Here is a 12,163-nt window from a genome sequence, read left to right on the forward strand (position 1 = left end):
GTTCAGCTCCTGCTGACGGACAGCGGCTTCCAGCCGGAGTCGAGCTGCCAGTTTTTGGCGGTGATGGCGTTGATTTGGAAGGGTTTGGGCAGTTGGGAAGTGCTGAGGGAAAGGCGGATTTCGGCATGGATTTCGGCCAGGTCGGTGTCGGCGAGCGTGCCTGCGGGCAGGACGCGCCAGCCGGCAATCGCGCCGATGCCGCGCAGGGCGGTGTCGAGGGAGGCGTATTCGGTGGAGAAGGTGCCGACGGTTACGCGGTAGCGGTTGGTAAGCGGGTGGAAGGAGAGTTTGTAGGAGACGCTGCTGTCGCTGCCGACAAGCTGGCCGAGCTTGAATTTGTAGGCGGCCATAGTCGGGGCGGAAAGCTGGTAGCTGAGGGTGAAATGCAGCGGTACGCCTTGTGTCAGGGCTTGTTTGAGCGGGTCGGGAAGATCGGTGCGGAAGCGGCTGCTGACATCGAGCTGGCCTGTGGCGGTCAGCACCGCCGTGCTGCGGACGGGGGTAATGCCTTCGGCCGCGCTTTCAGACGGCCTCAGCAGCAGTATGCCGAACAGTACCGCCGTAAGAAACAGGCGCAGCAGCCCAAAAAGCGGCACCGGATTTGCTGCGCGGCCGGCGGCGGCCGGTGTGCGCGGAAACTCGGAACAGGTGTCAGGGCTGTTTGCGGATGAGTGCGTAAAAAAAGCCATCTTGTTTCGGGGTGGGCAACAGGGTTTGCGGCTCGGCGCAGGAAGCGTCGGCGTGGCGGCGCAGGAAGTTTTGCAGCTGGATGTCGTTTTCTTCGGTAAATATGGAGCAGGTGGCAAACAGCATTCTGCCGCCGGGCCTGAGCACCGTCCACAGCGTATCCAGCAGCTTTTCCTGCTGGCGGGCGGTTTTGCGTGCGTCGTCGGGGCGGCGCAGCCATTTGATGTCGGGATTGCGGCGCACCACGCCAGAGGCGGTGCAGGGCACGTCGGCCAATACCGCGTCAAACGGCCTGCCATCATACCATGCCGCCAAATCCCGCGCATCGGCGCAGACTGTGGAGGCCGTCTGAAAACCCAGCCGGCTGAGATTGTCTGCCACTTTTTTCAGACGGCCTTGGTCGATGTCGAGGGCGGTTACTTCGCAGTTTGCGGTTTCGAGGATGTGTCCCGTTTTGCCGCCGGGGGCGGCGCAGGCATCCAGAATCCGTTCGCCCTCTTGCGCTTGCAGAATGTGCGCCGCCTGCTGTGCGCCGAAGTCCTGCACCGATACGAGGCCGTCTGAAAAGCCGGGCAGGCTGCCCACGGGTACGGCGGTTTCGAGCATTACGGCGTATTCGCCGAGGGCTTTGGCAGCTATGCCCGCTGCGGCCAGTTGTTCCAGACAGCTTTCGGCGTTGCCCCGGCGGCGGTTGACGCGCAGGGTCATCGGCGGATGAAGCAGGAAGGCCGTTACGATGTTGTTCCAATGTTTCGGATAATGGTTGCGCAGATAATCGAGCCACCAGCGCGGCAGGTTGTATTTCGCCGTGTCGTCTCTTTTGCACGAAGCCGCCAGCCGTTCGCGCTCGCGCAGGAAGCGGCGCAATATTGCATTGGCAAACGGGCGGTATTGGCCGCCGGCTTTGGCGACGGCTTCCACGGCTTCGTTGACGACGGCATGGGGTGCGTTGTGGGTGTAGTGGAGCTGGTACAGTGCTGCCAGCAGCAGGCTTTCGACTTCGCGGTTGTCCAGCGGCTTTTTCAGCATTTGCGCCAGCATGTGTTTCAAGCTGCCGAGATACCGCTGGCAGCCGTAGGCAATATCCTGCAACGCGCCGTTTTCCTGTGCGGAAAGTCCGGGATGCGCGGCGCGGATGCGTTCGAGCGCGTCTTGCAGGTTTTGCCCTGCGGCAACGGCGGAGATGGTGTCGGCGGCGAGTTTTTGGGCGAGTGCCATAGTCATGGGTTTGCAATTCCTGATGGTGAAAAACGGGTTTCAGACGGCCTTTCGGCTTTGCGGCCGTCTGAAAGTCATTGTATTTTTGTGCGGCGGGAGGTTCAGCGGGTTTCCTGCAAAAGCCGGCGGATGCCGTCGGCCATGCGTTGCGGCACGTGGTCGAAGTGGCCGCCACGGTTGCGGGTAAAGACGGTGGGAATGCCGCGCTGCCGCCATAGGTTTTCGGTAAAGCGCATATTGTCTTCCACCGCCGCCATGCGGGGGTTTTTGCTGTTTTTTTCGCTGTCGCCGATGGAAAAACAGGCCTGTTGCGGCGGCGTACGCATTTCGCCGCGGGCCAGTTCCGTCCAGCCGTCAAACCACAGCGAACCCGACACGCAGGCAATGCGGTCAAACGGGCTGTCGGCATACGCGCTCCATGCCGCAAACAGCCCTGCCAGCGAATAGCCGGCAATGCCGCGCCAGCGCGGGCGGAGATTCAGACGGCCTTCGATTTCGGGCAGCGCGGCCGCCAGCCATGCCAAATATTCGGATGCGCCGCCGCCGAAATCGGCTGCTTTTTTAAACAGGCGCGGGGCAGGATGCGGGGTGAACGAATATTCCCAGTCGGCTTCGTCGAGCGAAAGCAGAATCAGGCCGTCTGAAAGCAGCGCGGCCGCTTCGTCTGCTTCGTGCGGCGGCAGAAAGGTCAGTACCAGCGGCGTGTCGGCGGGCGGATTGGCGGGCGCATAGGCGCGGAAGTTTTTTTGGTGCAGGGAAAAGGTTTGGCTGAGGTTCATGGCGTTTTTTCGGCAAGAGGCCGTCTGAAAATGTTTGCGGCCGGCTTTTTCTTTCAATCCGGCTCTAATCCAGCAGCGTTCCCGCTTCGATTGTCCGTCCTGCGGCAAAGGCGGCAATATCCATGCGCTTGCTGCCGGCCGGCTGCAATTCTTTGATGTTTAACGCGCCTTCGCCGCAGGCAACGATGAGGCCGTCTGAAGTGCATGACAATACTTCGCCTGCGCGGCCGCTTTGCGGCACGGTGTCGGCAAGCCAGATTTTCAGCGGCTTGCCTTGATATTGCGTCCATGCGGCGGGTACGGGGTTGAAGGCGCGGATTTTGCGCCCAATCATGGAGGCCGGTTCGCTCCAGTCGATACGTGCTTCTTCTTTGCTTAATTTTTGTGCGTAGGTAACGCCGTTTTCTGGCTGGGAGACGGCGTTCAGACGGCCTTCGCGCTCGAGTTGTTGTAAATCGGCGACAACGGCGGCCGCGCCGATATTCATTAAAGCGTCGTGTACTTCGTTGGCGGTGTCGGCGGCGCGGATGGCGTAGCGGTGTCTGCTGACCACCGCACCGGTGTCCAAACCCGCGTCCATCTGCATGATGCACACGCCTGTTTCGGCATCGCCCGCTTCGATGGCGCGTTGGATGGGGGCGGCACCGCGCCAGCGCGGCAGCAGCGAAGCGTGGATGTTGAGGCAGCCGTAGCGCGGCGCGTCCAATACTTCCTGCGGCAGTATCAGGCCGTAGGCGGCCACCACCATTACGTCCGCCCCTGCGTTTTCGAGCATGGCAAGCGCGTCGGTGTTGCCGCGCAGTTTTTCGGGCTGGGCGATGCGCAAACCCAATTCCTCTGCGGCTTGTTTTACAGGAGAGGCTTGGAGCTGCATTCCGCGTCCTTTGGGACGGTCGGGCTGGGTGAGTACCAGCGGGATTTCAAATCCTGCAGCGGCCACGGCTTTCAGCGCGGCGGCGGCAAAATCAGGCGTTCCGGCAAAAATCACTTTCATGTTTTTCCTTTTTCGGAATAAAGGTTTCAGACGGCCTGTCCGGATTTGGAGGCCGTCTGGAAAAACGGTTGGAGCGGGCATGGAAAGGCCGTCTGAAAAATGCAACGGGGTTTTCAGACGGCCTCTTTTTGCTACATATTCTGCCGTTGGCGTTTTTGCAGCTTGGTGCGGATGCGCCCTTGTTTGAGCCGCGAGAGGTGTTCGACGAATACGATGCCCATCAGATGATCCAGCTCGTGCTGCACGCAGATGGCTAACAGGCCGTCGGCTTCCAAAGTGAATTTTTCGCCGTTTTCGTCGAGGGCTTCGACGGTTACGGTTTCGGCGCGGGTTACGGTATCGTAAATGCCGGGTACGGAGAGGCAGCCTTCTTCATAGGTGGTTTCGCCGTTTTTATGGGTAATGACGGGGTTGACGAACACGCGCGGTTCGTTGCGCTCCTCACTCAAATCCATCACAACGACGCGTTCGTGCACGTTTACCTGCGTGGCGGCCAAGCCGATACCGCGTGCTTCGTACATGGTTTCAAACATATCGGCAATCAGGGTTTTGATGCGGGAGTCGATTTTTTCAACGGGTTTGGCGACGGTGTGCAGCCGCTCGTCCGGATATTGGAGAATGTTTAATAATGCCATTTTCGGTCTCGATGTCGGTGGGTGTTTATGCAGAATAATTTTAACGCTATGTGGTTTGCCGTAAAGAGTGGTAAAATTCGCGCGATAAATCGGCAAGACGGTTTTCTTCCGTGTCGGCCGGTGTCTTTTTAATGATGACTGTATGAATAAATTTCAATGGGGAGTGTCATGCAAAAACGTATTATAACCCTGCTTTGTGCAGCCGGCTTGGCTGTTTCCGCCCCGGCATTTGCCGCCGCGCTGAAAGTGCGCGCCGACGCGCCGAACCGCTACGTGGTAAAACAGGGCGATACCCTGTGGGGGATTTCCGGCAAATATCTGCACCGCCCGTGGCAGTGGAACCGCCTGTGGGGTGCAAACCGCAGCAAAATCCGTAATCCCGACCGTATCTATCCGGGGCAGGTGTTGGTTTTGCGCTACGTAAACGGCAAACCGCGCCTTTCGGTCGAACGCAGAGCAGGCGATGCCGGTATTCCGACCATCAAACTGCAGCCGCGCGTGCGCGAAGTCAGCTCGGGTTACGGCATCCAAGCGGTCAATGTCGATTTTTACCGTATGTTTATGCAGCATCCGCAGATTATCGATCAAAAACAGACCCAAAACGCACCCAGGCTGGTGTCCGGTCCTGACGACCGTATGATGTATTCCAAAGGCGACCGTGTGTACGCTTATGAAATTACCGAACCCGGCCGCTATTTGGTTTACCGCGCCCGCAAAGACATTACCGATCCGCAAACCAAAAAATACCTGGGTCAGGAAGTGGTATTCAGCGGCATAGTGGCCACGCTGCCGGCGACTAACAGCGCATTGGACGCGCGCAGCCGCAGCGATGCGGAATCCCTGCCCGCCAACGAATACTACACCCGCCTGCATCCCCTGTTGAAAGTACCCACCGCAGCTGCGCAGCCGATGGTAGTGGAAGAGGCCGTATCCGAAATCCGCAAAGGCGATTTCCTGCTGAAAATGGATGAAAGCGGCGACAGCTTCAATATGATGCCCCATGCGCCCAGCCGGCACGTCGATGCCAGCGTGGTTTCGATTTTCGACGGTATCAGCGAAGCCGGCCAGTTCCAAACCATTACGCTTAACAAAGGCGAAGCCGACGGATTGGAGAAAGGCACGGTGCTGAGCCTCTACAAACGCAGCCGGCAAATCCGCAACGATTTGCAAAAAGGCAAAGACGGCAGCCGCAGCGTAGTGAAATATCTGTCGATTCCGGCCGAAGAAGTCGGATTGGCGATGGTTTACCGTACCAGCCAAAACTTGTCTTCCGCCATCATTTTGGAAAGTACAACCAGCATCAGCGTGGGTGATACCGCATCCGAGCCTGGGCACGATTTGGACAATATGCCTGATGATATGCGTCATGAAACCAATGTGCCGCAAGACTCGCACGACGACAAATACAACACTACCAATGTCAAAAGCAATATCAATCCGTATTGAGTAAGTGTTCGGTTGCAGTTGCAGAGGCCGTCTGAAAATATTTTCAGACGGCCTTTTTTGTTTTTCAGGCAGTTGTGCAGTGGAGGGTGGGGTGTGAAAAGACGGGGTTGAATGTGCTGCGCCGGATGATATGGCAGGCGCGAAAACGGACTGTTTTCGTGTATTCGCAGAGTGGTTAAGAATAGTTTGGAAATATCAGCCAATCGTAAACCAATAATAACAATTATCATTTAGTTATTGAAATTATTGGATTTTTTTTTGGTTTTTTGATTGTGCTGTCTTTAAAACGATCCCTAATTTGGCTAAAATAACGGCCTGTTTGATCTGTTCATACACCACGGTTCGGATACCATGCTTGCCAACTACTTTCCTGTTTTGATTTTCATGCTCGTCGGCCTTGCTGCCGGCGTGCTGTTTATCGCGCTCGGGCTGCTGCTCGGGCCTAACCGCCACTATGCCGAGAAAGACGCGCCCTTTGAGTGCGGCTTTGAGGCGTTTGAAAACGCACGTATGAAATTCGACGTGCGTTACTACTTGGTGGCAATACTTTTTATTCTGTTTGACTTGGAAGTTGCCTTTGTTATCCCGTGGGCCGTTGTGTTCAAGGAGCTTGGTACGCCGGCGTTGTGGCCGATGCTGGTGTTTATCGTTATTTTGGGCATCGGTTTCGTTTACGAATGGAAAAAAGGGGCTTTGGAATGGGAATAGAAGGCGTATTGAACAAAGGGTTTATTACCACCAGCGCGGATACCGTGCTCAACTATATGCGTACCGGCTCGCTGTGGCCGGTAACGTTCGGCCTGGCCTGCTGCGCGGTGGAAATGATGCATGCCGGTATGGCGCGTTACGACCTCGACCGCTTCGGCATTATCTTCCGCCCCTCGCCACGCCAGTCCGACCTGATGATTGTGGCCGGTACGCTGTGCAACAAAATGGCGCCCGCGCTGCGCCGCGTGTATGACCAGATGGCCGAACCGCGCTGGGTGTTGTCTATGGGTTCGTGCGCCAACGGCGGCGGTTACTACCACTATTCTTATTCCGTGGTGCGCGGCTGCGACCGCATCGTGCCGGTGGATGTGTATGTCCCCGGCTGCCCGCCGACTGCCGAAGCACTGATTTACGGCCTGATCCAGCTTCAAGGCAAAATCAAACGCACCTACACCATCGCCCGCAACTAGGAGCACGAGATGCACGTTAACGATCTGTATCCGCTCGTTCAAAACATATTGGGCGGCAAGGCAAGCAAAGTGATTCTGGCCTTGGGCGAAATCACCGTCGAATGCCTGCCTGAAAACTATCTGGACATCATGACCGTGCTGCGCGACCACGCCGATCTGCATTTCGAATCGCTGGTGGATTTGTGCGGCGTGGATTACAGCACCTACAAAAACGAGCCGTGGGAAGGCAAACGCTTTGCCGTGGCCAGCCAGTTGGTGTCGGTAAAAAACAACCAGCGCATCCGCGTGCGCGTGTGGGCGCAAGACGACAGTTTCCCTGTGGTCGATTCTGTTACCGAAATCTACAACAGTGCCGACTGGTATGAGCGCGAGGCTTTCGATTTGTTCGGCATCCTGTTCAACAACCACCCCGATTTGCGCCGCATCCTCACCGACTACGGCTTTGTCGGCCATCCGTTCCGCAAAGACTTCCCCGTTTCCGGCTATGTGGAAATGCGCTACGACGAGGCCGAAAAGCGCGTGATTTACCAACCCGTAACCATCGAGCCGCGCGAAATTACCCCGCGCATCGTCCGTGAGGAGAATTACGGTGGCCACTAAACTCAGAAACTACACCATCAACTTCGGCCCCCAGCACCCCGCCGCCCACGGCGTGTTGCGTATGATTTTGGAGCTGGAAGGCGAAACCATCGTCCGTGCCGACCCGCACATCGGTCTGCTGCACCGCGGCACCGAAAAGCTGGCCGAAACCCGCACCTATCTGCAAGCCCTGCCGTATATGGACCGCTTGGACTACGTTTCCATGATGGTCAACGAGCAGGCCTACTGCCTTGCCGTTGAGCGGCTTACCGGCACCGAAGTGCCCATCCGCGGCCAATACATCCGCACCATGTTTGCCGAAGTAACCCGCATCCTCAACCACCTGATGGGCATCGGTTCGCACGCCCTCGACATCGGCGCCATGACTGCCATCCTCTATGCCTTCCGCGACCGCGAAGAGCTGATGGATCTGTACGAAGCCGTCTCCGGCGCGCGGATGCACGCCGCTTATTTCCGTCCCGGCGGCGTGTACCGCGACCTGCCCGACTTCATGCCCAAATACGAGTCCAGCAAATTCCGCAACGCCAAAGTGTTGAAAGAGCTCAACGAAGCGCGCGAAGGCACCATGCTCGACTTTATCGATGCTTTCTGCCAACGCTTCCCCGGCCGCATCGACACCCTCGAAACCCTGCTCACCGACAACCGCATCTGGAAACAGCGCACCGTCGGCATCGGCGTGGTAACGCCCGAACGCGCCCTGCAAAAAGGCTTCACCGGCGTGATGCTGCGCGGTTCCGGCATCGAATGGGACATCCGCAAAAAAGCCCCCTACGATGCCTATGCCAACGTCGATTTCGACATTCCCGTCGGCGTAAACGGCGACTGCTACGACCGCTACCTCTGCCGCATCAACGAAATGCGCCAGTCCGTGCGTATCATTCAGCAATGCTCCGACTGGCTAAAACACAACCCCGGCCCCGTCATCACAGGCGACCACAAAATCGCCCCGCCCAAACGCACCGACATGAAGCTGGGCATGGAAGACCTGATCCACCATTTCAAACTGTTTACCGAAGGGATGCACGTGCCCGAAGGCGAAGTTTACGCCGCCGTCGAACACCCTAAAGGCGAGTTCGGCATCTACATGATTTCAGACGGTGCCAACAAACCCTACCGCCTGAAAATCCGCGCCCCCGGATTTGCACACCTGCAAGGCATGGACGAAATGGCGCGCGGCCACATGCTGGCCGACGTCGTCGCCATCATCGGCACACAAGACATCGTATTCGGAGAGGTAGACCGCTAATGTTAAGCCCGGAATCCCTGCAACAAATCGACCGCGAACTGGCCAAATATCCCGCCGACCAGCGCCGTTCCGCCATCATGGCCGCATTGCGCATCGCCCAAACCGAAAAAGGCTGGCTCGCCCCCGAAACCATCGAGTTCGTTGCCGATTATGTCGGCATCGCCCCCGCCGCCGCCTACGAAGTCGCCACCTTCTACAATATGTACGACCTCGCACCCGTCGGCAAATACAAACTCACCGTCTGCACCAACCTGCCCTGCGCCCTGCGCGGCGGTGTCGATGCCGGCGAATATTTGAAGAAGAAACTCGGCATCGGCTACGGCGAAACCACTTCAGACGGCCTCTACACCTTGGTAGAAGGCGAGTGCATGGGCGCATGCGGCGATGCCCCCGTAATGCTGGTCAACAACCACAAAATGTGCAGCTTTATGGATGCCGAAGCGATTGAAGCCAAACTGGCCGAACTGCGCTAACGGAGAAAGGCTACCTGAAAACAAAGCAGCTTGGATTGCAGACCCAACGCAACGGCAAACCGCAAAACCATGTGTGGCAAGCCCCGAGTTACTGAGTAAGTCAGCCTGAAATGCAACAGGCTACCTGAAAAAGCAAAATCCGCAGCAACCCAATTCCCTCTCCCGCTTGCGGGGGAGGGCTGGGGTGGGGGCAGTGGCACAACAGCAACCTTTGCCAAATAGCCGCCGATAAAAAAACTTTCGCAGAAACACTACCCCGCAAGGCAGGAGAAAGTGTAAAAAAACACCGCTTTCAGACGGCCTTAAAGGCTGCCTGAAAAAACAAAAAATTAACGCCGTTATTCCCGCGCAGGCGGGAATCTTGGCAGAGCAGCAGCAACAGCGGCCAAGCCCGCAAACCGCCGAATCCCAAACAAGATTCCCGCCTGCACGGGAATGACGGCGGCGGAGGAATACAGGCGGGTGTCTGACGCAGCAAAGCAGCTTGGGTTGGAAATCAGATAACACCGCTGTGTAGGTTGCTCATCAATGTCTAATTTAAAAATTATTAAATTGTTTATTTTGAGAAAGGATGGAAAATGAATTTCTGGCATATGCAAATGCACCCAACTGATGAAATAGAATTTTCTCAAAATATTGATTGGATTTTGGAGCATAAAAAGATTATTGGTTTGGGGCAGTGGGATGGCGGCAAAGAGCAAATTAATCAATTTATTAACGATATTCAAGTTAATGATGTTGTTGCATTGAAGCGTGGAGGGAAACTAATTGCGCTTGTTCAGGTTACAGGTGGAGCATATAAAGTAATTGATGATACAAACCCTGATACTGCTTGGATAGTTAACCGCCGTCCTGTCCGTGTTCTAGACTGGGTGATAGGGGAGCGTACTTTGCCACAGCCGCGCGGCACATTGAATCGTTGCGTAAGTGATGATGTTGAGACTACTAAGGTTATTAAAGACTGGTATCAGCGAGTTATGGAGTCATTTCAAAAACGTAAATTAGATTTGACAGTTTAACAACAAACCGTAGGTCGGATTCACAAATCCGAAAGGCGGCAGGGCGGTAACAAGGCCGTCTGAAACCCTTTGAAGCAGCCTGAAAACCGCAGAAATCCCGCACTTCAGGCAGCAAAAACACAAACCGCAGGCCGCGCAGGCAGCCTGAAAACGCAAGACTAAAAAACAACCATATTTGAGTAGGGCTAAGCAAATGGCGATATTCCAATCCGGCGTGATTTTCGAAAACGTCGATACCCGCACCCCCGACTGTTGGCGCTTGGAAGCCTATCAGGCGCGCGGCGGCTATCAGGCGCTGCGCAAAATCCTCACCGAAAAACTTTCGCAAGACGACGTGATTGCCGAAGTCAAAGCCTCCGGCCTGCGCGGGCGCGGCGGCGCGGGCTTTCCCACCGGCCTCAAATGGAGCTTTATGCCCCGCTCGTTCCCCGGCGCAAAATATGTTGTCTGCAACACCGACGAGGGCGAACCCGGCACATTCAAAGACCGCGACATCATCAACTACAACCCCCACGCGCTGATCGAAGGCATGATCATCGCCGGTTACGCCATGGGCGCGGAAGCCGGCTACAACTACATCCACGGCGAAATCTTCGAAGGCTACCAACGCTTTGAAGAAGCCCTCGAACAAGCCCGCCGCGCCGGATTTTTGGGCAAAAACATCATGGGTACAGGCTTCGATTTCGAACTCTTTGCCGCCCACGGCTACGGCGCATACATCTGCGGAGAAGAAACCGCCCTGCTCGAATCGCTGGAAGGCAAAAAAGGCCAGCCCCGCTTCAAACCGCCGTTCCCCGCCTCATACGGCCTCTACGGCAAGCCCACCACCATCAACAACACCGAAACCTTCGCCTCCGTGCCGTTCATCATCCGCGACGGCGGCAAAACCTTTGCCGACAAAGGCATAGAAAACGCCGGCGGCACCAAGCTGTTTTCCGTTTCCGGCCACATCGAACGCCCCGGCAACTACGAAGTGCCGCTGGGCACGCCCTTTGCCGAACTGCTCGAAATGGCAGGCGGCATGAAAAACGGCAAAAAACTCAAAGCCGTCATTCCCGGCGGATCGTCCGCCCCCGTACTGCCCGGCGAAATCATGATGGGTCTGACCATGGACTACGACGCGATTGCCAAAGCCGGCTCCATGCTCGGCTCGGGCGCGGTGATAGTGATGGACGAAGACGTGTGCATGGTCAAAGCCTTGGAGCGCCTGAGCTACTTCTATTTCGAAGAATCCTGCGGTCAATGCACCCCCTGCCGCGAAGGCACGGGCTGGCTCTACCGCGTCGTCCACCGCATCGCCCAAGGCAAAGGCCGCCCCGAAGATTTGGATCTGCTCGATTCCGTCGGCAACAATATGGCCGGACGCACCATCTGCGCCCTCGCCGATGCCGCCGTATTCCCCGTACGCAGCTTTACCAAACACTTCCGCCACGAGTTCGAACACTACATCGAACACGGCGGGCCGGCGAAAGCGCACAAGTGGTGCTGAATTGAATGGGGAATATAAAAATAAAGAAGCTGGCATTGATTGCTCTAATGGGATTGTTAGTTGCTTGTTCTGCTGAGCATGATGATTTAAAGACCTTTATGAAATGTGGCATTGCTGCAAAGCAGCTTGAGCAAAGTACGGCATTGGAAGTGATCTGGCGAAAAATGGAGCAGTACACAAAAGAGAAAAATATACAAGCTTCAGCTCATGATGCTATGTATCTTGATCTTGGACAGGAAATCCGTGATGAGATGAATTTAGAAGGGCAGTCTTTTGAAGGGCAAGTTGAAACGCTGATTGATATTTATAACTCTTCGGAATGTGTCAAACTGCACGAGCAACCCGAATTCCCGCCTTTACGGAAATGACGGCAGCAGTAGGAAAAACCTGTTTCAGACG

Annotated in this window: 14 protein-coding genes; 9 read left to right on the forward strand and 5 right to left on the reverse strand. The window is 56.2% G+C overall.

The annotated features are described in order from the left end of the window. Positions 1-2: 2 nt before the first annotated feature. From DYE40_RS07185 to def, 5 genes are all read right to left on the reverse strand, one after another. Positions 3-596: a DUF4390 domain-containing protein gene (locus tag DYE40_RS07185; protein WP_425451192.1), complete on the reverse strand. Its 594-nt coding sequence runs from the start codon at positions 594-596 to the stop codon at positions 3-5. A 55-nt stretch (positions 597-651) separates the two neighbouring features. Further along, complete coding sequence (rsmB, locus tag DYE40_RS07190; RefSeq protein WP_115308459.1) at positions 652-1,911, reverse strand: 16S rRNA (cytosine(967)-C(5))-methyltransferase RsmB; 1,260 nt, start codon at positions 1,909-1,911, stop codon at positions 652-654. 95 nt (positions 1,912-2,006) lie between these two features. Beyond that, complete coding sequence (locus DYE40_RS07195) at positions 2,007-2,684, reverse strand: alpha/beta hydrolase (RefSeq protein WP_115308460.1); 678 nt, start codon at positions 2,682-2,684, stop codon at positions 2,007-2,009. Between the two features lie 64 nt (positions 2,685-2,748). Then, positions 2,749-3,678 (reverse strand): methionyl-tRNA formyltransferase, encoded by a 930-nt coding sequence (gene fmt / locus DYE40_RS07200; RefSeq protein WP_115308461.1) that lies wholly within the window; start codon positions 3,676-3,678, stop codon positions 2,749-2,751. 131 nt (positions 3,679-3,809) lie between these two features. Further along, positions 3,810-4,313, reverse strand: coding sequence for a peptide deformylase (def, locus tag DYE40_RS07205; RefSeq protein ID WP_115308462.1), 504 nt, complete (start codon positions 4,311-4,313; stop codon positions 3,810-3,812). 168 nt (positions 4,314-4,481) lie between these two features. Between def and DYE40_RS07210 the strand changes: the two genes are divergently transcribed. From DYE40_RS07210 to DYE40_RS07250, 9 genes are all read left to right on the forward strand, one after another. Next, positions 4,482-5,759 (forward strand): LysM peptidoglycan-binding domain-containing protein, encoded by a 1,278-nt coding sequence (locus DYE40_RS07210; RefSeq protein ID WP_115308463.1) that lies wholly within the window; start codon positions 4,482-4,484, stop codon positions 5,757-5,759. A 351-nt stretch (positions 5,760-6,110) separates the two neighbouring features. Then, the gene (gene ndhC / locus DYE40_RS07215; protein WP_115308464.1) at positions 6,111-6,467 is read left to right on the forward strand and encodes an NADH-quinone oxidoreductase subunit A; all 357 of its coding nucleotides are present in this window, start codon (positions 6,111-6,113) and stop codon (positions 6,465-6,467) included. Beyond that, positions 6,458-6,937, forward strand: a complete 480-nt coding sequence (locus DYE40_RS07220) for a NuoB/complex I 20 kDa subunit family protein (RefSeq protein WP_115308465.1) — start codon at positions 6,458-6,460, stop codon at positions 6,935-6,937. The genes ndhC and DYE40_RS07220 overlap by 10 nt, the downstream gene beginning before the upstream one ends. A 9-nt stretch (positions 6,938-6,946) precedes the next feature. Continuing rightward, positions 6,947-7,537 carry an NADH-quinone oxidoreductase subunit C gene (locus DYE40_RS07225; RefSeq protein WP_115308466.1) on the forward strand — a complete coding sequence of 197 codons (591 nt, stop codon included), beginning with the start codon at positions 6,947-6,949 and terminating at the stop codon, positions 7,535-7,537. Then, positions 7,527-8,783: an NADH dehydrogenase (quinone) subunit D gene (gene nuoD, locus DYE40_RS07230; RefSeq protein WP_115308467.1), complete on the forward strand. Its 1,257-nt coding sequence runs from the start codon at positions 7,527-7,529 to the stop codon at positions 8,781-8,783. Before DYE40_RS07225 ends, nuoD begins: the two co-directional genes overlap by 11 nt. After that, positions 8,783-9,256, forward strand: a complete 474-nt coding sequence (gene nuoE / locus DYE40_RS07235; protein ID WP_115308468.1) for an NADH-quinone oxidoreductase subunit NuoE — start codon at positions 8,783-8,785, stop codon at positions 9,254-9,256. The genes nuoD and nuoE overlap by 1 nt, the downstream gene beginning before the upstream one ends. Positions 9,257-9,834: 578 nt before the next feature. Then, positions 9,835-10,275: a pyruvate kinase gene (locus DYE40_RS07240; protein WP_115308469.1), complete on the forward strand. Its 441-nt coding sequence runs from the start codon at positions 9,835-9,837 to the stop codon at positions 10,273-10,275. A 193-nt stretch (positions 10,276-10,468) separates the two neighbouring features. After that, positions 10,469-11,764 (forward strand): NADH-quinone oxidoreductase subunit NuoF, encoded by a 1,296-nt coding sequence (gene nuoF / locus DYE40_RS07245; protein WP_115308470.1) that lies wholly within the window; start codon positions 10,469-10,471, stop codon positions 11,762-11,764. A 5-nt stretch (positions 11,765-11,769) separates the two neighbouring features. Next, entirely contained in the window at positions 11,770-12,132 is a 363-nt protein-coding gene (locus DYE40_RS07250) for a hypothetical protein (RefSeq protein ID WP_115308471.1), read from the forward strand. Positions 12,133-12,163: the final 31 nt, after the last annotated feature.

It is taken from the genome of Kingella potus (assembly GCF_900451175.1).
GTDB lineage: Bacteria > Pseudomonadota > Gammaproteobacteria > Burkholderiales > Neisseriaceae > Neisseria > Neisseria potus.